The sequence below is a fragment of the Mucilaginibacter paludis DSM 18603 genome (assembly GCF_000166195.2).
Taxonomy (GTDB): domain Bacteria; phylum Bacteroidota; class Bacteroidia; order Sphingobacteriales; family Sphingobacteriaceae; genus Mucilaginibacter; species Mucilaginibacter paludis.
Genome location: NZ_CM001403.1, coordinates 4,756,745 through 4,778,333, shown reverse-complemented (window position 1 = coordinate 4,778,333; position 21,589 = coordinate 4,756,745). Strand labels below are relative to the sequence as shown.

General features: G+C 43.4%; 16 protein-coding genes, 2 tRNA genes and 3 rRNA genes. 12 read left to right on the top strand and 9 right to left on the bottom strand.

Annotated features, from left to right (window positions below; genetic code table 11):
- Nucleotides 1-278: 278 nt before the first annotated feature.
- The 3 genes from MUCPA_RS20195 (at nucleotide 279) to MUCPA_RS20185 (ending at nucleotide 4,267) form a co-directional block, all read left to right on the top strand.
- Nucleotides 279-746, top strand: a complete 468-nt coding sequence (locus MUCPA_RS20195) for a (2Fe-2S)-binding protein (RefSeq protein ID WP_008508937.1) — start codon at nucleotides 279-281, stop codon at nucleotides 744-746.
- A complete protein-coding gene (locus MUCPA_RS20190; RefSeq protein ID WP_008508936.1) occupies nucleotides 743-2,860 on the top strand; it encodes a xanthine dehydrogenase family protein molybdopterin-binding subunit in 2,118 nt (705 codons plus the stop codon). Before MUCPA_RS20195 ends, MUCPA_RS20190 begins: the two co-directional genes overlap by 4 nt.
- 168 nt (nucleotides 2,861-3,028) lie before the next feature.
- On the top strand, nucleotides 3,029-4,267 hold the full coding sequence (locus MUCPA_RS20185) for an IS4 family transposase (protein WP_008503844.1): 1,239 nt from the start codon (nucleotides 3,029-3,031) through the stop codon (nucleotides 4,265-4,267).
- A gap of 265 nt (nucleotides 4,268-4,532) precedes the next feature.
- Here MUCPA_RS20185 and MUCPA_RS20180 read toward each other — a convergent pair whose 3' ends face one another.
- A complete protein-coding gene (locus MUCPA_RS20180) occupies nucleotides 4,533-4,916 on the bottom strand; it encodes a DUF3037 domain-containing protein (RefSeq protein ID WP_008508935.1) in 384 nt (127 codons plus the stop codon).
- Nucleotides 4,894-5,691, bottom strand: coding sequence for a HipA family kinase (locus MUCPA_RS20175; protein WP_008508934.1), 798 nt, complete (start codon nucleotides 5,689-5,691; stop codon nucleotides 4,894-4,896). The genes MUCPA_RS20180 and MUCPA_RS20175 overlap by 23 nt, the downstream gene beginning before the upstream one ends.
- 163 nt (nucleotides 5,692-5,854) lie before the next feature.
- Between MUCPA_RS20175 and MUCPA_RS20170 the strand changes: the two genes are divergently transcribed.
- The 3 genes from MUCPA_RS20170 (at nucleotide 5,855) to MUCPA_RS20160 (ending at nucleotide 7,777) form a co-directional block, all read left to right on the top strand.
- The gene (locus tag MUCPA_RS20170; protein WP_008508933.1) at nucleotides 5,855-6,361 is read left to right on the top strand and encodes a GbsR/MarR family transcriptional regulator; all 507 of its coding nucleotides are present in this window, start codon (nucleotides 5,855-5,857) and stop codon (nucleotides 6,359-6,361) included.
- Nucleotides 6,362-6,435: 74 nt separating this feature from the next.
- Entirely contained in the window at nucleotides 6,436-7,353 is a 918-nt protein-coding gene (locus MUCPA_RS20165; RefSeq protein WP_008508932.1) for an SRPBCC family protein, read from the top strand.
- A gap of 37 nt (nucleotides 7,354-7,390) precedes the next feature.
- Nucleotides 7,391-7,777, top strand: a complete 387-nt coding sequence (locus tag MUCPA_RS20160; protein ID WP_008508931.1) for a luciferase domain-containing protein — start codon at nucleotides 7,391-7,393, stop codon at nucleotides 7,775-7,777.
- A 111-nt stretch (nucleotides 7,778-7,888) separates the two neighbouring features.
- Here the strand turns inward: MUCPA_RS20160 and rrf are convergent.
- From rrf to MUCPA_RS20135, 5 genes are all read right to left on the bottom strand, one after another.
- Nucleotides 7,889-8,000: ribosomal RNA gene (gene rrf, locus MUCPA_RS20155) — 5S ribosomal RNA — on the bottom strand.
- A 315-nt stretch (nucleotides 8,001-8,315) separates the two neighbouring features.
- Nucleotides 8,316-11,193 (bottom strand): 23S ribosomal RNA (locus MUCPA_RS20150).
- A gap of 266 nt (nucleotides 11,194-11,459) precedes the next feature.
- Nucleotides 11,460-11,533 (bottom strand) — tRNA-Ala (locus MUCPA_RS20145).
- A gap of 89 nt (nucleotides 11,534-11,622) precedes the next feature.
- Nucleotides 11,623-11,697 (bottom strand) — tRNA-Ile (locus tag MUCPA_RS20140).
- Nucleotides 11,698-11,947: 250 nt separating this feature from the next.
- Nucleotides 11,948-13,470, bottom strand: a 16S ribosomal RNA gene (locus MUCPA_RS20135).
- Together the 16S, 23S and 5S rRNA genes with 2 tRNA genes alongside form the textbook arrangement of a ribosomal RNA operon.
- A 1,344-nt stretch (nucleotides 13,471-14,814) precedes the next feature.
- Between MUCPA_RS20135 and MUCPA_RS20125 the strand changes: the two genes are divergently transcribed.
- The 4 genes from MUCPA_RS20125 to purN all read left to right on the top strand — a co-directional run bounded on the left by MUCPA_RS20125 (nucleotide 14,815) and on the right by purN (nucleotide 17,445).
- Complete coding sequence (locus MUCPA_RS20125) at nucleotides 14,815-15,735, top strand: outer membrane protein assembly factor BamD (protein WP_008508930.1); 921 nt, start codon at nucleotides 14,815-14,817, stop codon at nucleotides 15,733-15,735.
- 12 nt (nucleotides 15,736-15,747) lie between these two features.
- The gene (locus MUCPA_RS20120; RefSeq protein ID WP_008508929.1) at nucleotides 15,748-16,080 is read left to right on the top strand and encodes a DNA-directed RNA polymerase subunit omega; all 333 of its coding nucleotides are present in this window, start codon (nucleotides 15,748-15,750) and stop codon (nucleotides 16,078-16,080) included.
- Between the two features lie 195 nt (nucleotides 16,081-16,275).
- A complete protein-coding gene (locus MUCPA_RS20115) occupies nucleotides 16,276-16,794 on the top strand; it encodes a DUF5004 domain-containing protein (protein ID WP_008508928.1) in 519 nt (172 codons plus the stop codon).
- Nucleotides 16,795-16,866: 72 nt separating this feature from the next.
- Nucleotides 16,867-17,445: a phosphoribosylglycinamide formyltransferase gene (gene purN / locus MUCPA_RS20110; protein WP_008508927.1), complete on the top strand. Its 579-nt coding sequence runs from the start codon at nucleotides 16,867-16,869 to the stop codon at nucleotides 17,443-17,445.
- 35 nt (nucleotides 17,446-17,480) lie between these two features.
- Here the strand turns inward: purN and MUCPA_RS20105 are convergent, their stop codons facing one another.
- Complete coding sequence (locus tag MUCPA_RS20105) at nucleotides 17,481-19,154, bottom strand: ArnT family glycosyltransferase (protein WP_008508926.1); 1,674 nt, start codon at nucleotides 19,152-19,154, stop codon at nucleotides 17,481-17,483.
- A gap of 184 nt (nucleotides 19,155-19,338) precedes the next feature.
- Here MUCPA_RS20105 and MUCPA_RS20100 point away from each other — a divergent pair, with 184 nt between their 5' ends.
- Together MUCPA_RS20100 and MUCPA_RS20095 are read left to right on the top strand one after the other, a co-directional pair.
- Nucleotides 19,339-20,754: a PAS domain-containing sensor histidine kinase gene (locus MUCPA_RS20100; protein ID WP_008508925.1), complete on the top strand. Its 1,416-nt coding sequence runs from the start codon at nucleotides 19,339-19,341 to the stop codon at nucleotides 20,752-20,754.
- A 115-nt stretch (nucleotides 20,755-20,869) separates the two neighbouring features.
- Nucleotides 20,870-21,277, top strand: a complete 408-nt coding sequence (locus MUCPA_RS20095) for a hypothetical protein (RefSeq protein ID WP_008508924.1) — start codon at nucleotides 20,870-20,872, stop codon at nucleotides 21,275-21,277.
- A 73-nt stretch (nucleotides 21,278-21,350) separates the two neighbouring features.
- Here MUCPA_RS20095 and MUCPA_RS20090 read toward each other — a convergent pair whose 3' ends face one another.
- Nucleotides 21,351-21,542 carry a cold-shock protein gene (locus MUCPA_RS20090; protein WP_008508923.1) on the bottom strand — a complete coding sequence of 64 codons (192 nt, stop codon included), beginning with the start codon at nucleotides 21,540-21,542 and terminating at the stop codon, nucleotides 21,351-21,353.
- Nucleotides 21,543-21,589: the final 47 nt, after the last annotated feature.

Here is a 21,589-nt window from a genome sequence, read left to right as displayed (position 1 = left end):
TAAGCAAATGTACATAGTTAAACGGTTGATAGTATTCATCGCATTGTCAAATTCTGAAATGGAAAATTGTTAATGCATTGGCAATATTTCAAAGCTACTTATAGTAAAATGATAAATGTGCAAATGAGCGAACGTGATTTGCACATCTACATATTTCCATTTGCACATCCGCACATTTACTCATCTGCACATAGTCATTTGTAATATTTTAGCTATTAGCTTTTTATCCTTGATAAAGTATTATATTACTGATAAATTTGAGTATAAACCAAACCGGTATGCCTAACTATAAAATTTCTGTTAACAGCAAGTTAGTTTCTGTTGAGGCCGACGCTGATACACCATTGCTTTGGGTATTGCGCGATCATTTGAATTTAGTAGGCACCAAATTTGGATGCGGTATTGCCCAATGCGGTGCCTGTACAGTACACCTGGAAGGTGCCGCCATCCGGTCGTGCTCGTTTCCTATCGCAGCAGTAGGCACTAATAAGATTGTAACTATCGAAGGTTTAAGTGCCAACGGTACCCACCCGGTGCAGCAAGCCTGGGAAGAAATGGATGTTGCCCAATGCGGTTATTGCCAGTCGGGCCAGATTATGGCCGCAGCGGCATTATTAAAACGTACGCCAAACCCTACCGATAACGATATTGACGCCTCCATGACCAATATTTGCCGTTGCGGCACACATTACCGCATCCGCAAGGCGGTTCATCTGGCCGCTAAGAAAGGAGCAACACACCAATGATAGCAGCAGCCGTATCACGACGACACTTTTTAAAGATTACAACCATAGCCGGTGGGGGTATGATGCTCGGCTTTAATCTGCTAAGCCAAGCTGAAAACATCGAACATAACGACCTGGAAGCTGTATTTGCACCAAACGCTTATATCACCATTAATCATAAGGGTTTGGTTACCCTGATGGCGCCCAACCCAGAAATTGGCCAGGGTGTTAAAACCGCTTTGCCCATGATTTTGGCCGAAGAGCTCAACGTTAAATGGGATTCCGTGTATGTTGAAATGGCTCCCCTGGATAAAAAATACGGCTCACAGGTAGCAGGTGGAAGCGGTGCCATCCGCAGCAGGTTTATGCCCATCAGGCAGGCCGGTGCAACCGCCCGGGTGATGCTGATTAGCGCGGCAGCCGGCCAATGGGCGGTACCCGAAGGTGAATGCTATGCCGAAGACGGCTTTGTGGTGCACAAGCCCAGTGGAAAGAAATTAGGTTATGGCGAGTTAGCTGCAAAAGCCGCAACGCTGCCCGTACCCACCGATGTTAAATTAAAAGACCCTAAAGATTTTAAGATCATTGGTACAAGGGTACATAATATCGACAATAAAAAGATCATTACCGGGCAACCGCTTTATGGTATGGATACCCGCCGCGAGGGCATGCTTTTCGCGATGGTATCCCGCCCACCCGCTTTCGGTAAAACATTAAAATCTTTTGATGATACCGAAACCCGTAAAGTAACGGGAGTAAAAAACGTTGTGCAGGCCCATGGCGTAGTAGCTGTGCTGGCAACATCAACCTGGGCCGCAAAAAAAGGACGCGACGTGCTGAAGGTGATCTGGGAAGATACCGGCAAACTGGAAAGCAGTACCGACCACGACATTGCTTTTAAGGACATGATAGCCCAAAAAAGTGAAGCCCCATCCCGCAACGACGGTGATGTTGAAGCCATTTTGGGTAGCGGCGCTAAAGTAGTAGAGGCCATTTATGAGTGCCCCGCTTTATCGCATGCCCCCATGGAGCCCATTAATTTTTTTGCCGATGTACGGGATGGCAAAGCCGAATTGTATGGCCCTACTCAGGTGCCGGCCAATATGTGCGCCGAAGTAGCCAAAGCACTAAATATTCCGGAAGCTAATGTTACTTTGGGTATGCCACGCCAGGGCGGTGGTTTTGGCCGCAAGTTAAGGCCCGATAATGGTGTAGAAGCAGCTTTAATTTCCGCAGCGGCCAAATGCCCGGTGCAAATGTTCTGGACGAGGGAAGATGATATACAAGGCGACTTTTATCGCGCCCCGGCGATGTATAAATACAAGGCAGTTATTGGAGCCGATAATACCATCAGCGCCTGGCATGTTACTTCGGCGGCTTTAAACGGCCGGGCTTCGGTACCGGATGGCTTCCCGGCGGCGGCCATCACGCATTTCCGTCATGATAACCATAGCGTTAAAACAGATATACAAATGGGTCCGTGGCGTGCTCCCACCAGCAATGTGGCCGCTTTTGCCGACGAAACCTTTTTGGATGAACTGGCCCACGAGATGAAAAAAGATCCGATTGCTTTGCGACTGGAACTTTTAGATAAAGCCAAAAATAGCCCCGTTGGCACGGTAAAATACAACATCGAAAAATTTAAAAGTGTAATTAACCTGGTGAGCCAAATGAGCAACTGGGGTAAAAATACCAAGCCCAATGTATACTACGGCTTCGCCTCCTACTTCTCTTTCAATAGTTATGCGGCGCATGTTGCAGAGGTAACTAAAACCAAGGATGGGTTAAGGGTAACCAAAGTATTTTCGGCAATCAACTGCGGCAGGGTGGTGAACTTGAGCGGTGCCGAAAACCAGGTTGAAGGCGCCATTATTGATGGTTTGAGCCACGCCCTGTTCAGCAAAATCACTTTTGACCAGGGTGCTGTAATGCAGAAGAATTTTCATACCTATAAATTTTTAAGGATGAAGGATGCGCCGTTGGAGGTGATTGTGAAATTCGTACCATCTGAAGATGCACCGACAGGATTGGGCGAACCCGGACTGCCGCCGATTGCACCGGCTGTGGGGAATGCTATTTTTGCCGCTACAGGGAAGCGGTATCGTAAGTTGCCTTTTGAACTGGGGAAAGTATAGTTTGGAGGTTATATTGATTAGTGCATAGCAGGTGTGTTCGACGCACGAAGAAAGGACACACCCCTCCGCCCCTCTCGAGAGCATAGCCGTCAACTTTAGAAAAAAAAGGGATAAAATTTTTTTAGAGCAAGAATCGGAACTGCAAAATTGCAGTCATTATTCGAGCGAATGAGTTCGGAACTATTTGAACCAACGGTGTTAGATGGCCTGGCCCGTAAAACAGAGGCTATACAACGCAAACGAAAAGTGGGAGGCAAGGAACTATTGGATATGGCGTTATTTGATGGAGATCAATCGTTTAACGGCATGAGTATGCAGTTAATGCGGAGGGATGGGCTTGATATTTCGAAGCAGGCATTGCATCAAAGACATCACAGCAATATGACAAAGTTTGTACAAGCCGTTTTTGAGCAATTAATAGCAGTTGAGTTACCGCAAGAGCAAACACAGGGCTTGGAGATCCGTATCAAAGATTCTACCCGTTTCGCGTTGCCGGAAGTTATTGCAGAGACATTCCCCGGAACAAAAGGAAGTGGGATGAAAGCGGGAGCATCTGTACAATTTGAATTTGAAATCAAAAGTGGTAAAAGCGATATCAAAGTAACTCCGGCCAACGCAAATGACCAGGGTGAGAGTCATCTGGACAAGGCATCAATTCAGCCGGGGGTATTATATATGAGAGATCTGGGTTACACTCACTTGAGTTATATGAACAATATTAACAAAGTCAAAGCTTTCTTTATTAATAAATTATGTCCGAAAACAACGATTTATCTATTAAAGGACGACCAATACCAAAAGTTAGAGTTGTCGAAACTACAAGGCATAACCGGCGTATTTGATCAACAGGTATATATCGGAGCTGATAAGATGCCGGTAAGGATAATAATAGAACCGGTAAGTGAAGAGCTCAAGGCAAGGCGGATAGCCAATACTGAAAAGTACAATAAAAAGAAAGGCAGTACCACCAGTAAGGGATTCAAAGAGCGGGCAGGGTTTAACTTTATTGTTACCAACCTGGTGAGCGAAAAATATAGCGCTGAATTGATCCAAAAGTTATATCACCTGCGATGGCAGATAGAATTGGTTTTTAAAGCATGGAAGTCGTTTTTAAAGATACACACGTTCCCCAAAGGAAGTTCGGATCGTATAACCAGTATATTATACAGTAAGTTGATCTGGGCAGTTTTGAGTTGGAAAATATGCATGGCTATCGGTAAGATAGGTCAAATTAGTGTTTTAAAGGTGCATCGACTAATCGCTTCTACGAAAGAAGAATTGCGAGCGCAGCTTTTAGGGATATGCTCAAAGTGGTTAGCTCTGTTGGAGAAATTAAACTTAAAGCACCTTTCAAAAGAGCACAGAAAACATAGGTTAAAAATAGAAGAAATTGTAATAAGTATTTGATTATTAGATATTTAAATACTATATTTAGATAGTTAAACAAAAATAAGAAAGGCGGGGTCATCTAAACCTCCCCGCCTTAAAAAACGAAAAATATGAGAGTAAAAATACATAGGTTTGCCCATGCGGGCAAACCGCGCCTAAAAATTAAATAACTGAAAATCAACAATATATGAGTACAGCTACTTAAATTGACGGCTATGCTCTCGAGAGGGGAGTCGCACATTCCCATGACTTTTCACTATTCAGTTCCTTTATTATCAACCACTTAAACCACCAATTGATTAAACAACCGATTCAATGTTTTAAGTGCATCGTTACATAGGCCGGGGTGAACTTTGGATGCTTGTACGATAGTGCTCCGGGTGGCGGTAAGCCAGCGGAAACGGGATGCTATATCTAATGTCGCAATTGGGCCGCCTTCTTTGTCGCCATTGCATATCTGTTCAAAGGCACACAGGTTTTTCTCCAGTTGCTCAATATCCAGTTTGGACGAAAACGCAGCCAGCTTATCCTCGTCAATCAAAATCATGGCTTGCAGAAACTTTTGCTTAGGGCAGTACAATACCACCCCAACATTTAAAAACTCTTCACGTTCCATCCTCGGCACAACGCGAATGGTGGCGTACTCAAATACGTGACTCTCTTGCATGTTGTGCTTCTTTTATAAAAATATCCGACGATGCCATTCTCGTCAACAAAAATTGAATATATATTTCGCGCAGTTCTTCCGCCGTTTCTGATTCTGAATCTTTAATAAGCCACTCTTCTGGAACTATCCCAACAATCCCTTTTATCAACTCCGGGGTAAGGATTGCCTTAAACTCCCGATCAACGGTTTCCAATTCGCTGGCTAAAGGTAATAATACATGATCCTTTACCTGTACAAAGGGGCGTTTGGCCTGCTCTTCCCAGTTTTGCCAGGAATGATGGAAGTATAAGGCGGCACCATGATCAATCAGCCACAGCTCCTTATGCCAGATCAGCATATTGGTGTTGCGCGGTGTGCGGTCAACATTGGTGAGCAAGCAGTCCAGCCACACAATTTGCGAAGCCAATTTGGCATCCAGGGTGGTAACCGCCGGATCAAAAGTAATAGCGCCCGAAAGAAAATGAATAGCCAGGTTGAGCCCTACGCTGGCTTTGAGCAAATCCTGAATTTCCTCATCAGGTTCGGTGCGACCGAAAGCGGCATCCAGGTTGGCAAATACAATCTCGGGAATCTTTAAACCTAAAGCCCGGGCAATTTCGCCACCAATCAATTCCGCAATAAGCGCTTTAACGCCCTGGCCTGCGCCGCGGAATTTGAGTACATATAAAAACTCGTCGTCGGCCTCGGCAATGGCAGGCAAAGAGCCCCCTTCGCGCAGTGGTGTTACGTACCGTATCACATTAACGGTGCGGAGTTGAGGCAGCTGATCATCCATAGTTTTAATTTAATACTTCTCTCCAGCTCTATTCAAAAAGCAGGGACGAAAACAAAGGCCAAATTTATAATAATTCGGGATGGAAACCGTACATTCTAAAAACAGGATACACAATAAACTTTCAGTATTTTTTGAAAGTTAAAATATATAATTACATTTGTATATGGAATTGGCAGAAGCAAAACTAAAATTTATTGAAGCATGGGGCAAGTTAGGTTCGGAGTGGGGCATTAACCGTACCATGGCACAGGTTCATGCTTTGTTATTAATTACCCCCGATCCCTTAACAACCGAAGAAATTATGGAAAGCCTCAGTATATCCAGGGGCAATGCCAACATGACCCTACGCGATCTGATAGGCTGGGGATTGGTTGAAAAACATCATAAGGCAGGCGAACGCAAGGAATATTTTTATGCGGATAAAAACACCTGGAATATTGCCAGGCAGGTAGCCAAAGAGCGCCGCAAAAGGGAATTAGAGCCAGTGCTCAAATTGCTTGACGAACTAACTCAAGTTGAAGGAGATGAAAAGGATCCGGCCTTTAAAACCTTCAATAAATCGGTAACAGATATTAATAAACTGGCGAAGAATGTAGACAAAACCTTCGAGACCATGTTGAAAGCTGAAGAAAGCTGGTTTTGGGGATCTCTATTCAAAATCTTTAAATAGATTTTGATTTATCTATATATTTCAATTCTTTCTGAAATTTTAATTTATTATAAAATAATTCTAAACAAAACCTTATGGATAACCGGTTTTTATCAGCTAAACAAATGGGATTTATTGTTCCGAACGCGATGGCATTTACGCTAATTGGTTTGAGCAAACTATTCTTTAATGATCATAGTGGTGCTACGGTACTGGCTTACTCAGAATTTATTATCATCCCGCTCTTAATGGGGATTTTAAGCGCCTATTATTGGCGCAACCTGGATTTAAGGGGCAAAACCTTATCCTGGTATTCCTGTGTCAACAGTTTTTATGCTATTGTGCTCAGCACTGTTTTTCTGGGCGAAGGCATGATCTGCCTGATTATCGTTTCGCCACTCATCTTCGGGTTTGTGATAACAGGCGCGTTTTTGGGTAAGGAGATGTTTAAAAGGAGGAACCAAAATTTAAATATCAGTATCATCACGCTACTGACCTTCATCTTTATTGCTGATTCCAGATCCAAACATGAATATAGCAACATGGTATCCGACAGTTTGATTGTAAATGCCACGCCAGACAAAATCTGGAAAAATGTGGTGGCGTTTGAGCCGATCAGGCAAAAAAACAATTATTGGTTGTTCCAAATCGGCATGCCGAGCCCCATGGCTACTACTGTAACCGGTTACTATCAGGGAGCGGGCCGTAAGTGTATATTTAGCAACGGCTATGTTTTTGGCGAAAAGATTGTTACCTATAACCCCGGTAAAGATTTAACTTTTGATATTGTAAACCAGCCACGCGATCCGGAGATTATGGGTCATATTGATATTCTGCGGGGCCAATTTTTATTGCACGACAATGGGAATGGCACTACTACCTTAATTGGCAACAGTTGGTATAAACTTTACGTTTTCCCGGTTTGGTATTACGATGTATGGGCCCAGAGCATTACACGCAATGTACATCTGCGTGTAATGGAGCACATCAAACAACTAAGCGAAGCAAAATAATACCATGTTTAAATTTGTTGTAAAATATTCAGGACCGATGAAAAAAGTACCGCTGCTACCGCACGTATTTGACAGCCTGCTGAAACTATGGACGATGGTTACCAATCCAAATCTTGCAGACCAGTTAGACGATATTGAAGCGGAAGTTTTAAGCTGGCACGGCACCAGCAGCTGTATGCACAGGTATGGAGGAATCCAGTTTAACTATAATGGCAAAGAGATAGGCCATATCCATAGCAACGGCCTCCTGGACATCCTGTTCACCAGGGAAATTAAATGCCAGCTGATGAATGAGGGCATGGTAAACCAGCATCATGTTTTCACCAGGTCGGGTTGGATCAGCTTCTATATTAAAAAGAATGAGGATGTTGCTTACGCGATAGAATTGCTGAGGAGAAGCGGGAGGATAGAAGCGAGAGGTTAGAGGCGGAAGCAAGAAGTTAGAAGCATGAGTTTAGCTGCGAGAAGCAAGAGAAGAGAAAAAGCATATTACATAAAAAAACCCCACTAACAAAGTTAGCGAGGTTAATTTAAGATTGGGCACCGACCTACTCTCCCACGTTTTACCGCAGTACCATCGGCTCTGGCGGGCTTGACTTCTCTGTTCGGAATGGGAAGAGGTAGACACCGCCGATATAGGCACCTGAATTTCTTGTAGATTTCAGTATTGAGATCTGAGATTTGAGACTCTTTTCTGCTTGATACCGTCATCTGATATTTTATTTGTTTTAAGAATGATGTTACCTGATTGATCTACCTTTCCTCGACTTTCGTCTCAGATCTCATAGCTATCAGCTCACATCTCCTGTAAACAATGACATATTATTGAAAGAAGTAAGTTCCAGAGAAAACAACAGCTTTGTGTTGAGTGAACAGAATCAGGAGTTAAGAGTCAGGAAGCACGACCGAAGTCTTGTTTCTTTTTTCTTGCTTCTTTCCTCTGCTCACCGTTATTACCTGCTATGAGAAAGCTTCGGGTTATTAGTATTACTTGGCTATGATGTCACCACCTTTACACCGGTAACCTATCAACGTAGTAGTCTGCTACGACCCTCTATGGAAGTCTCATCTTGTGGCTAGTTTCGCACTTAGATGCTTTCAGCGCTTATCTATTCCGAACGTAGCTACTCTGCAGTACAGCTGGCGCCATAACAGATTCACTAGAGGTTCGTCCAACCCGGTCCTCTCGTACTAAGGTCAGCCCCACTCAAACTTCCAACGCCCACAACAGATAGGGACCGAACTGTCTCGCGACGTTCTGAACCCAGCTCGCGTGCCACTTTAATGAGCGAACAGCTCAACCCTTGGGACCTTCTCCAGCCCCAGGATGTGACGAGCCGACATCGAGGTGCCAAACCTCCCCGTCGATATGAGCTCTTGGGGGAGATCAGCCTGTTATCCCCAGCGTACCTTTTATCCTTTGAGCGATGGCCCTTCCATGCAGAACCACCGGATCACTATATCCGTCTTTCGACCCAGCTCGACTTGTCTGTCTCACTGTCAAGCAAGCTTATGCTATTGCACTCCACGTACGGTTACCAAGCGTACTGAGCTTACCTTTGAAAGCCTCCGTTACCTTTTTGGAGGCGACCACCCCAGTCAAACTACCCGCCAAACAATGTCCTCGACATTATCGAGTTAGACACCAAATACAGAAAGGGTGGTATTTCAACGTTGACTAACTGACTCCTAGCGAAGCCAGATCACAGTCTCCCACCTATCCTACACATCCTGTACCCGATATCAATGTTAAGCTATAGTGAAGGTGCATGGGGTCTTTCCGTCCCGTTGCGGGTAACCGGCGTCTTCACCGATACCACAATTTCACCGAGCTCATGGCTGAGACAGCGCCCAGATCGTTACACCATTCGTGCAGGTCGGAACTTACCCGACAAGGAATTTCGCTACCTTAGGACCGTTATAGTTACGGCCGCCGTTTACTGGGGCTTCAATTCAATGCTTCGCCTTGCGACTAACATCCCCTTTTAACCTTCCAGCACCGGGCAGGTGTCAGGCCTTATACTTCATCTTTCGATTTTGCAAAGCCATGTGTTTTTGTTAAACAGTCGCCTGGGCCTTTTCACTGCGGCTGACATTACTGCCAGCGCCCCTTCTCCCGAAGTTACAGGGCCATTTTGCCGAGTTCCTTAGCCATGATTCACTCGAGCACCTTAGGATTCTCTCCTCGACTACCTGTGTCGGTTTACGGTACGGGTTTTTATAACCTGAAGCTTAGCGGGTTTTCTTGGAAGTCTGGTTACCTGCTCTATCTGCTTACCCGAAGGCTCGCAGTACTATTGGGTTTCAGCAAAGCTTGCGGACTTACCTACATGCTCTATACCTACGCCTTTTAACGATCTATTCCGTCAGATCGCGGCAGTTTCACTACTCCGTCACCGCATCGCAGTTACAAAAAGTACAGGATTATTAACCTGTTATCCATCGGCTACGCCCTTCGGCTTCACCTTAGGCCCCGACTAACCCTGATCCGATTAGCGTTGATCAGGAAACCTTAGTCTTTCGGTGGGCGGGTTTCTCTCCCGCCTTATCGTTACTTATGCCTACATTTGCTTTTCTAAAACCTCCACAGTAACTTACGTATCTGCTTCACCGGTGTTAGAATGCTCCCCTACCAGATGCATTGCTGCAAATCCATAGCTTCGGTATACCACTTGATGCCCGTTTATTATCCATGCCCGATCGCTCGACTAGTGAGCTGTTACGCACTCTTTAAATGAATGGCTGCTTCCAAGCCAACATCCTAGCTGTCTGTGCAATCGGACCTCGTTAGTTCAACTTAGTGGTAATTTAGGGACCTTAGCTGATGGTCTGGGTTCTTTCCCTCTCGGCCCTGGACCTTAGCACCCAGAGCCTCACTCCAGCGTATATTATATAGCATTCGGAGTTTATCTGGATTTGGTAGGATTTGACTCCCCCGCACCCAATTAGTAGCTCTACCTCTATATAACTCAACCGCCAGGCTGTTCCTAAAAACATTTCGGGGAGTACGAGCTATTTCCCAGTTTGATTAGCCTTTCACCCCTACCCACAGATCATCCGGAAACTTTTCAACGTTTATCGGTTCGGTCCTCCAGTACCTGTTACGGCACCTTCAACCTGTCCATGGGTAGATCACAAGGTTTCGCGTCTACCCCCTCTGACTGCACGCCCTATTCAGACTCGCTTTCGCTTCGGCTGCGTGGCTGAACCACTTAACCTTGCCAGAGAGGAGTAACTCGTAGGCTCATTATGCAAAAGGCACGCCGTCACAGCTTGCGCTGCTCCGACCGCTTGTAAGTACACGGTTTCAGGTTCTATTTCACTCCCCTGTTCGGGGTTCTTTTCACCTTTCCCTCACGGTACTGGTTCACTATCGGTCTCTCAGGAGTATTTAGCCTTACCGGATGGTGCCGGCAAATTCCCACAAGGCGTCTCCGACCTCGCGGTACTCAGGATTCCACTATCCTAACCTAACTTACACTTACGCAGCTCTCATGCTCTATGGCCAGGTTTCCCACCCTGTTCAGTTTCATTCAGTTATTCATGTTGTGGTCCTATAACCCCAGGTATGCCGTAACATACCTGGTTTGGGCTTCTTCCCTTTCGCTCGCCACTACTCAGGAAATCACTATTGTTTTCTCTTCCTCTGCTTACTTAGATGTTTCAGTTCAGCAGGTTTGCGCATATTATGCATCCATTCTTCAAATGGATAGGTTTCCCCATTCGGAAATCCGCGGATTAATTCATATTTGCTAATCCCCGCGGCTTATCGCAGCTTATCACGTCCTTCATCGCCTCTGAGAGCCAAGGCATCCCCCGTGTACCCTTTCTTACTTTCTTCTACTATACCGCCTTTTGCTCGGTATGTATGCTTTTTTGATGGTTGCCTGTTTATTAGTATGGAGTAGTGCGTATTGAGTATTGAGATTTAAACCCCTTTCCTCTTTATTTACTATTTCCGTACTTCTAAAGCCTGACAACGTCTCTACTGTTGTTTTCTCTTTAATTTACTTCTTCCAATATGTCAAAGAACTTTTACCCCGGTCTTCCGTTGCGGATCGCCTTTTTCAATATCCTTACCTTGTTAGGTAAACTGGTGGGTATCGTGGAGAATAACGGATTCGAACCGTTGACCCCCTGCGTGCAAGGCAGGTGCTCTAGCCAGCTGAGCTAATCCCCCTTAAGACAGCTTTTAAGCTTGAAGTTTCTGGCCCGAAGCTTTTTGTTCTTGCTTCTTGCCTCTTACTTCCTGCTTCTTGCTTCACCTTGTAGTCCGGAGCAGATTTGAACTGCTGACCCCTACATTATCAGTGTAGTGCTCTAACCAAACTGAGCTACCGGACTTTTTAGTCTGCAGTCCTGAGTAATTAGTCTTGAGTCGGCTTGTTCTCCGTTAGCTGTTTTGCTAACTGCTAACTTCTGACTTGCGACTGATGACTTCAGACTTTCTTGAACTGCCAACTCTTGTTTCCTGTACCTATTATTAGTTACAGCCACTGATTGGCTTGTCTTTTGGGTGTTTTTTTATAAAAAGAAAGAAACATGTGCGTAGCGGTCTTTTGTGGTGATCGTCGAGCTTGTGTATCTGCTCCAGAAAGGAGGTATTCCAGCCGCACCTTCCGGTACGGCTACCTTGTTACGACTTAGCCCCAGTTACCGACTTTACCCTAGGACGCTCCTTGCGGTTACGCACTTCAGGTACTTCCAGCTTCCATGGCTTGACGGGCGGTGTGTACAAGGCCCGGGAACGTATTCACCGCGTCATTGCTGATACGCGATTACTAGCGAATCCAACTTCACGGGGTCGAGTTGCAGACCCCGATCCGAACTGTGATCAGCTTTTGGAGATTGGCATCCTGTTGCCAGGTAGCGGCCCTCTGTACTGACCATTGTAGCACGTGTGTAGCCCCGGACGTAAGGGCCATGATGACTTGACGTCGTCCCCTCCTTCCTCTCTACTTGCGTAGGCAGTCTGTTTAGAGTCCCCACCTTGACGTGCTGGCAACTAAACATAGGGGTTGCGCTCGTTGCGGGACTTAACCCAACACCTCACGGCACGAGCTGACGACAGCCATGCAGCACCTAGTTTCGTGTCCCGAAGGACTGATCCGTCTCTGAATCATTCACTAACTTTCAAGCCCGGGTAAGGTTCCTCGCGTATCATCGAATTAAACCACATGCTCCTCCGCTTGTGCGGGCCCCCGTCAATTCCTTTGAGTTTCACCCTTGCGGGCGTACTCCCCAGGTGGAACACTTAACGCTTTCGCTTAGACGCTAACTGTATATCGCTAACATCGAGTGTTCATCGTTTAGGGCGTGGACTACCAGGGTATCTAATCCTGTTTGATCCCCACGCTTTCGTGCCTCAGCGTCAATCGAACCATAGTAAGCTGCCTTCGCAATTGGTGTTCTGTGACATATCTATGCATTTCACCGCTACTTGTCACATTCCGCCTACCTCTAGTTCATTCAAGCTCTTCAGTATCAAAGGCACTGCGATAGTTAAGCTACCGTCTTTCACCCCTGACTTAAAAAGCCGCCTACGCACCCTTTAAACCCAATAAATCCGGATAACGCTTGGATCCTCCGTATTACCGCGGCTGCTGGCACGGAGTTAGCCGATCCTTATTCTCAGAGTACATTCAACCTGGTATACATACCAGGGTTTATTCCCCTGCAAAAGCAGTTTACAACCCGTAGGGCCGTCTTCCTGCACGCGGCATGGCTGGTTCAGGCTTCCGCCCATTGACCAATATTCCTTACTGCTGCCTCCCGTAGGAGTCTGGTCCGTGTCTCAGTACCAGTGTGGGGGGTCATCCTCTCAGATCCCCTAGACATCGTCGCCTTGGTGGGCCGTTACCCGCACCAACTAGCTAATGTCCCGCATGCCCATCTTATCCCTATAAATATTTGATTATTAAACAATGCTGTTCAATAATGTTATGCGGTCTTAATCTCTCTTTCGAGAGGCTATCCCCCTGGATAAGGTAGGTTACATACGTGTTACGCACCCGTGCGCCACTCTCAAGGAAAGCAAGCTCTCCTATCCCGTCCGACTTGCATGTATTAGGCCTGCCGCTAGCGTTCATCCTGAGCCAGGATCAAACTCTCCATTGTAAATTTTAAGTTTTTAAATCTCTGACCCTACTTTATTATTTGTAGAATCTGTGTTATATATCTTTATACAGATACTCTCTTCTTCTCACGGTTCGAATCTCCCTTAGGTGATTCTCCCCGCTACGCTACATGTTACTTCTTTTTAAAGAACTTGATCGGATCCGCCTCACGCTTTTCCTTTTATATTTTTCACCGGTTGCCCGGCTCAAATCTTCTTGTTTTGTTAGTCCTGGAATCGCTCCAGGAACCTTTTCCTTTTCAGGATTTTTTGCCCCTTTCTTTTGGGACTGCAAAGGTAGCAAACCTTTTATTCTTTCAAAGAAAAATGTTTTATTTTTTTCTTTCGCTTTTCCCTCTTTTCTTAGCTTTTTCTTTTCGGATTCAGCCTCGTTTGCGGGTTACAAAGGTAGTAATCTTTTTAACTTTCTGAAATTTTATTTGAAAGTATTTTTTGATTACCCGTTTTGATCTTATCTTCTTCTTTTCTCACTCTCTCCATCAAAACCCTTTTTCAATTCAGGCTAAATTATGCCTTAATTTACTCGTATTCACCTTTTTAAGAACTTCCCGCTTCTTCGTTTGCGGGTTGCAAAGGTACGAGCTTTTTCTACTTAAGCAACCTGCTTCGCGTTTATTTTTACTTATTTATCCTAATACCCTGATAATCATCAAGTATAATTATCAAGCCGCGTAGCAATGTCTTATTAACCCCTGCTGATTGCCACTTAAGCGTTGCCCCACTTAGCCAAATACTGCTGATACAACACCGGTATTGGGTTATAACTGGATAAACAAGCTCGCATCGGCCTCGTTTTTATCATAGACACTATATATATGTACCCACCGCCAGATTTTTAATGACTGATTGAAGGCATAATTACCTTGGACCAATAATATTAAGGGCTATTAATTGCGCGAAAGCTGCAAAACCGGCCACCCGTTATACCAACTAAGCACCAGAGGCATGCCGGTTATTGGATATTTGTAATTTGATGAACTGTTTCGCGTTAGCGATAGTAGCGGAAATCCCGGAGCGGAGCGAGGAATTGCAGCGGAGAGCGCGGCCCGTCCGGAGGCGGGAACGCCCAATACTTAACCCCCAAATTAATCAAGCTCTTTGAAATACTAATTACCTCATATTAATTAGTACGATGATGAGCAACTTACAGCCCGGATGTTAAATGGATTTGTTACAGAACTGCACACACCTTATATATAGTATAAAGGCAGATGGTTAAAATATGTTAAAAAGTAAAACTGAAAAAGGTAATGTAAAATAACAGCTTTATATTGCACCGAAATAAAATAATTGACTGATTTACATTATTGATATATCTTTGCAGGATGTTTAAAAAACAACGGGCCCTTACCGGGAGTTTACTATTAGTGCTTGTTATTGCCCTGGCGGGCTGTAAAAGCAAATTTGAACGGCTTAAAGCCAGTAACGACAATGCCAAAAAATACCATGAGGGTATTAAATACTACAACAAAAAAGACTATACCCGGGCGCTCGACCTGTTTGAGGACCTGGTACAGCGCTACAGAGGTACTACAGAAGCTGAAGATTTATACTACTATTATGCCTATACCAACTATAAGCTGAAGGACTATACCTCGGCAAGGTATCACTTTAAAACATTTGCTGACAGTTACCCTAACAGCAGCCGTACAGAGGAGTGCCGTTTTATGTCGGCTTATTGTTATTACCTGGATTCGCCTAATTTTTCGCTGGATCAGGAAAACACACAGAAAGCGATTGACGCGATGCAGCTGTTTATTAACCTTTACCCCAAAAGCGACCGCGCACCGGAGGCAGGCAAACTGATTCAAAATCTACGCGACAAGCTGGAAGAAAAATCGTATGCTAACGCGAAGTTATATTTAACTATAGGCGACTATCAATCGGCAGTTATTGCGTTTGGAAATTCATTACGTGACTATCCTGACATTAAATATGCTGAAGAAATGGAGTTTTTAACCATCAAGGCACAATATTTGTACGCTAAAAACAGCTACGAAATTAAGCAACAGGAGCGTTATGAATCGGCGATTGCGTTTCACGACCAATTTGTAGAGAAATATCCTAACAGCAAGTATTTAAAAGATGCCGAGCTATTAAAAAAGAACTCGCAACAAGGTATACTGGAAAGTAAACGTATATTAGCAGAAGCCGCAACCAACGAAAGGCTTTATAAAAAAATACAGGAAGAGAAAAACAGATCTCTACCTCAGGCGCAAAGAGACACAAGTTTAGTAAAAAAGTAAAATCCCAATAAAATGACGAATGTAATTAAGCCAACTGTGGCAAGCAGTACGATAACCCGCGATTTACGTGAGTTGGATGTACAAACTGATAATATTTACGAATCGATCGTAATTATGTCAAAAAGGGCTAACCAAATTTCCAATAACGTAAAGGAAGAATTACACCAAAAACTTTCGGAATTTGCTTCATCAAATGACAACCTTGAAGAGGTATTTGAAAACCGTGAACAAATTGAAATATCAAAGCATTACGAAAGAATGCCTAAAGCAACTTTAGTTGCTGTGCAGGAGTTTTTAGAAAACAAAGTTTACTACCGTAACCCGGCAAAGGAACAACAACTATAAAAATAAAGTCCCTCTGCAAAACAGAGGGGCTTTTTTGCTTATTTATCCCACGATTTAGCACACAAGCGGCCTTTCATTTATGCCCTGCGCTAAAACTTTTTATTATAACTAATGCATCCGGCGCACATCAAACGCCTGAATGAAATATTTGGTTAAGCTCCCCGTTATTACCACAGGTTTTCTTAATTTTGATGTGTGTATTTATTTATCAAATATAAGTTTTCATTTTTAGCATGTATTGGCCTGGCCTGCATTGCCTTGCTGATTAACTCGTGCAAGAAGGACAACTCTGATACTGTTCATTATTTTTTAGTTGGCGAAAAATGGCAACTGGCATCGGTACAACGCCAAACATTTGTAGGCGATACACTGAAAAAAACCGATACTTTAAATACGGCCTGCGACAGCATTCAAAAGTTCCAGTTTAACAGCGATAATACCTGTACCTACGAAAACTATCATTGCATTCCCCAAATCAACACCGGCACTTGGCAGTTGGTATCTGATGATTTGGTACTGCAAACTAATTTAACGGTAAAAGACACATTGAACGGAGCCATTGTAACAAATGCTAAGGCTTTTGCTTACGCGCAGATCATCAACCTGGGCCAGTATTCGTTTGTGGTGCAAACCGGCGATGTTAGCTCCTATTACACATCAAAAACACGCAGGGTAATTACAAGATATGGTTTTATTCATCCAACAAATAATTAAAAGATGAATTTGCGTACCTTACAACAGCTTCAGAATTTTATATTTGAAAAAGTATCTTAAATAAAATATTTCTTGAAAAAACGCATCGCTATTTTTGCCTCCGGTTCTGGGTCAAATGCTCAAAAAATTATGGAGCACTTTAAACACAGTGATAGTGCCGAAGTTGTTATTGTTTTAACCAACAACCCAGAGGCTTACGTTTTACAACGAGCCGACAACTTTGAGATCCCATCACATACGTTTGACAGGCATGAGTTTTATGAAACAGAAGATGTGATCAGGCTGTTGAAAAACTTACAGATTGACTTAATTGTACTTGCCGGCTTCTTATGGTTAATACCACCATCCTTATTAAAGGCATTTCCTAACAAAATTATTAATATCCATCCCTCGCTACTGCCAAAATACGGCGGTAAAGGAATGTATGGCGATAGGGTACACAAAGCGATACTTGCCGCTGGCGAAGAGGAATCGGGCATTACGATCCATTTTGTGAATGAGCATTTTGATGATGGCGAGGTGATACACCAATCCAGGTTTAAAATTGAGCCCGACGACGATATTGAAATGATCAAATTTAAAGGGCAGCAACTGGAGCATGCGCATTTTGCCAAAGTAATTGAGGCTTTATTGAAAAAGATGAAAAGCTAAAGCTGCTGGTTAGGAGGCATAATTCGCTTTTTCATTTATCGCACCACTACCAAATCAACCTGCTCCAAAGTACCTTTACGGGTTTTTGCATCCAAAAAAGCAGGCTTTAAACGCGTTATCCAGTACCGGTCAAACGATTTTACAGGTTCAATCTGCCATCCTTTGGTTTTTAAAAATTGAATGTTATCCGGATAGGCGTACATTAAAAATGGCCTCGATGGCAATTTACCTACCCCTTTTTCATCTATAGTATAAAGTGGCCTGTCCAGATAAAATTCAAGTGGATAGCCATAATCATTTACATGGATACATTGCACCACCGGCAAATTAGATGGATTATGATCATTGATCCAAACGGCCGCTTCGCTACCCGACTGGTATTTTAGTAATGAGGGATAAAATGCCAGGTTGAGGTACGTATTAACAATAACGGCGGCCAATACCGTGCGGATAGCTATTTTCTGATATCCTACAGCCGCTACGCTACCCGGCAAAAAGATCATTAAAGCCAGTAAAGCAATTAATAACACTCCGGTTAACCAGCTAAAACTATCGGGCCTGAAATAATATTGAAGCACGATAAGCAATAGCACCATTAATGCAACAATAACATTTTGTACAATTTGAATAGCCCGCAAGCTTTTACCGTTTGTAACGCTGTACAAATAAGCTGCGGTAATAATGGCATAGAACGGAAAAATGATGTTGGTATAAAACGGTAATTGAAACTTAGAAGCCGAAAATACCAGGAAAGTAAGCCCAAACCCGCAGATGCAATACCATTCGGCAGATTGCACTTGCCGTCTATTGGTTTTGATGAACTGGAATATACCCGCAAACAGCAACAACGACCAAGGCAAAAATGCCCATAAAGTGGTATGTACAAAAAAGAAGGGATCGCCATGGCCTTTAATTGGACCGGTATTAAAAAAACGGCCGAATTGGCTATCCCAAAAAAAGAACCTGATGCCAGATACATTGTGCTGCCCGAATACTGTTTTTTCGGGATGAAGATCAAACTGGCTGTACAAGCAATAAAGTTCAGGCAAAATAAACAGCAAAATAAATATTGCGGCTACCAACCATCGCCAGCTGAACAATTGTTTCCATTGTCTTTTGATAATCATTTCGCCGCCAAGAGCTCCCACTATGGGAATAAGGGCGAACAGGCCCTTTGTCATAACGGCGCAAGCAGCAAATAAACACGCAATAACAAGCTGCGACATTTGTTTTTGCGTGTGCGCACGGTAAAAATGGTAAACTGCGGCAATTATCAGGCCTGTAAGGTAAGGTTCGGCGCGTACGTCGGTATTGGAAATAACGATATGTTCGGCGGTGAGCAAAATTAATACCGCCCATAAAGCAACTTCCTGATTGTACAACTTTTTAGCAAACAGATAGGTGTAAACCGCGCCTAACATTAAAAACAAAATAGCTGGTAATTTATACGCCCAGGTTGTAAAATCAAAGCACTTGAACGACAAGGCAGCCATCCAAAAGGGGAAGTGCGGCTTATCCAGCCAGTCGTGCCCTTCGGCAAACAGATCGATATAGTTGTTACGCAACACCATTGATTTGGCAATAGTTGCATATAAAGCTCCATCGGGCGCCATAATGGTAACAAACAGACCGCTAAAGTTCAATAAAACCACTATCCCTATTAATGTTTTAAGCCATTGGGACGTATTAGCAGGGTTAATATTGTTCATAAAAGTGCAAATGAAAGCGGTAAATATAGGCAGATTTGCTTGAAGGTGGTTATTAAACCGGAAGTTAAGACGGCATATTAATTCAAGCTTAAATTATATTTTTTTATGCGGAAAAAGTTTACATTCATACTTTATTTGAAAAATACAGAAACTAACCGCTAAATGAATAACATAGGTCAAATTTATGCCTGGCTTTAAAAAGACTTTTCTTAGTGGAGTTAGTTTAAAAAATGTTCCGTTTTACATCAGGTACGGGGTACCGGTACTGTTAACCTTGGTAGCCACGTTAACCAAAATCACCCTTGCCGATTATATCGGGTATAAAACGCCCTTTTTGTTGTATTTGGGAATAGTAATTATTACAGCAAAACGCTTTGGCGCAAAGCCGGCAATTGTGGTGAGCCTGCTATCGGCAGTTATTGTTAATTTGCTTTTCATGCATCCACCTGATTATTTCCCAATAACCAGGGAAGCAATACTTCAAACTATCGGCTTTTTGCTGGAGTGTACACTGGTTATTGGTTTAAGCAGTGCATTAACAGATGCTGTAAGTCAAATTGATGAAAACGATGCCCGTTTTAAAACGCTGGTTGAAAAAAGTTCGGAAGGCATAGTTACCATGAATGTTGACGGAAAAATCATCTACAGCAGCCCCTCGGTTCAAAACATCATCGGTTATACAGATGAGGAATTTATCCATTTGCCAACGTGGCAACTGCTGCACGAGGATGAAGCATCAAAGGTAAGGGAGCAATTTTTCAGGTTTGCATCTCATCCCAACAAAACCCTCACCATTATACACCGCATGAAACACAAAAACGGTAACTGGATCTGGATAGAAAGCAAGATGACCAATTTACTGGATGAGCGGCCGATTAATGCTGTGATAGCCAATTTTACCGAAGTAACAGAACGGGTATTGAATGAAAAATTGAAGGAGGATTTTATAGGAATTGCATCACACGAGTTAAAAACACCGCTCACAAGCTTGAAAGCGTATACACAGGTATTACAACACCGTTTTAAAAACAGCGAGGATGAAACTTCCCTCAATATCATTAACAAGATAGAACACCAGGTAACCAGGGTAGTGCAAATGATTACCAATTTACTGGACGTAACCACACTACAAGAGAAAAAATTAAATTTGCATATCCGGGATATTGACCTGAATTTACTGGTCACAGAAATTGCTGATGCCATTCAACAAACTACTAAAGTTCACCGGATTATTTTGCAACTGGCCCCCTTACCAACTATACCGGCAGATAGGGAACGGCTGGCGCAGGTAATTAGCAATATGATATCTAACGCGATTAAATATTCGCCCAACGCAGATGCTGTGCAGGTGAGTACCCGGATTGAAAACGACCGGGTTATATTTTCGGTACTTGACCATGGTATCGGTATATCGCCCTCAGAACTAAACCAGGTTTTTGAAAGATTTTTCAGGGCCGATGGTGCAAAAAAATCATTCCAAGGTTTAGGCCTGGGCCTGTTTATCTGCGCGCAAATCCTTGAACAGCATGGCGGCGAAATTGGTGCTACCAGTAAAGAAGGCGAGGGTTCAACTTTTTGGTTCAGCCTGCCTTTAGCTTAGCGCTATTAACGCATCCGCAAAGATATTGTCTTAAGCAGCCCTATATCTTGGCCTTTACACCCTTCATTATTGTTAATTCTTCCACATAAATTTGTCATCAATTGATAAGGCAGCTATGGAAATACATCAACAAACAGAAACGGTAAACATATTTTATGTTCAGGCAGAATCATTTCCCGAAGGGATTATGAAGGCATTTGATCAATTGTATGCATTAATGGAGGATAAGGAACAGCACACACTCTTCGGTATTTCAAAACCTGATAAAAACACCATAGCTTACAAGGCCGGTGCCCTGGAAAAATACCCTAACGAGGGTAAGCGGTACGGCTGCTATACCTTTGTGCTTGAAAAAGGAGACTATTTAAGCGAAACGATTACCAATTGGCAAGCGCAAGTAGAAAAAATAGGATTTACTTTTAGCAAGATATTAACAGACCAAAGAATTGATCCTGCGGCATACTGTATCGAATGGTACAGGGATAACGATGTAACCTGTATGGTTAAAATAATAGCGGAATAGCCTTTACCTGTACAAACAAAAAAAAGCATCCACTTTTGGTGGATGCTCAACGATTTTTATGATGGTATTGTAATTAAACAACTTTCACGTTTACCGCATTGAAGCCTTTTTTACCGCGTTCTACTTCGTAGTTAACGCTATCGTTTTCACGAATTTGGTCAATCAGGCCAGATGAATGAACAAAGATTTCGCTATCGCCGTTACTTGGTACGATGAATCCAAAACCTTTAGTTTCATTGAAGAATTTTACTGTTCCACTTTGCATTGTAATATATTTTAATGTATTAATAAGTACGCAAGGTACCACTATTA

Excerpts from the sequence above, each read along its gene's own strand:
- MUCPA_RS20095 (WP_008508924.1), top strand. The coding sequence starts at position 20,870 with ATGGAAATACATCAACAAACAGAAACGGTAAACATATTTTATGTTCAG.
- MUCPA_RS20180 (WP_008508935.1), bottom strand. The coding sequence starts at position 4,916 with ATGCAAGAGAGTCACGTATTTGAGTACGCCACCATTCGCGTTGTGCCG.
- MUCPA_RS20105 (WP_008508926.1), bottom strand. The coding sequence starts at position 19,154 with ATGAACAATATTAACCCTGCTAATACGTCCCAATGGCTTAAAACATTA.
- MUCPA_RS20090 (WP_008508923.1), bottom strand. The coding sequence starts at position 21,542 with ATGCAAAGTGGAACAGTAAAATTCTTCAATGAAACTAAAGGTTTTGGA.
- MUCPA_RS20175 (WP_008508934.1), bottom strand. The coding sequence starts at position 5,691 with ATGGATGATCAGCTGCCTCAACTCCGCACCGTTAATGTGATACGGTAC.
- MUCPA_RS20125 (WP_008508930.1), top strand. The coding sequence starts at position 14,815 with ATGTTTAAAAAACAACGGGCCCTTACCGGGAGTTTACTATTAGTGCTT.
- MUCPA_RS20185 (WP_008503844.1), top strand. The coding sequence starts at position 3,029 with ATGAGTTCGGAACTATTTGAACCAACGGTGTTAGATGGCCTGGCCCGT.
- MUCPA_RS20100 (WP_008508925.1), top strand. The coding sequence starts at position 19,339 with ATGCCTGGCTTTAAAAAGACTTTTCTTAGTGGAGTTAGTTTAAAAAAT.
- MUCPA_RS20190 (WP_008508936.1), top strand. The coding sequence starts at position 743 with ATGATAGCAGCAGCCGTATCACGACGACACTTTTTAAAGATTACAACC.
- MUCPA_RS20160 (WP_008508931.1), top strand. The coding sequence starts at position 7,391 with ATGAAAAAAGTACCGCTGCTACCGCACGTATTTGACAGCCTGCTGAAA.
- MUCPA_RS20195 (WP_008508937.1), top strand. The coding sequence starts at position 279 with ATGCCTAACTATAAAATTTCTGTTAACAGCAAGTTAGTTTCTGTTGAG.
- MUCPA_RS20170 (WP_008508933.1), top strand. The coding sequence starts at position 5,855 with ATGGAATTGGCAGAAGCAAAACTAAAATTTATTGAAGCATGGGGCAAG.
- MUCPA_RS20120 (WP_008508929.1), top strand. The coding sequence starts at position 15,748 with ATGACGAATGTAATTAAGCCAACTGTGGCAAGCAGTACGATAACCCGC.
- MUCPA_RS20165 (WP_008508932.1), top strand. The coding sequence starts at position 6,436 with ATGGATAACCGGTTTTTATCAGCTAAACAAATGGGATTTATTGTTCCG.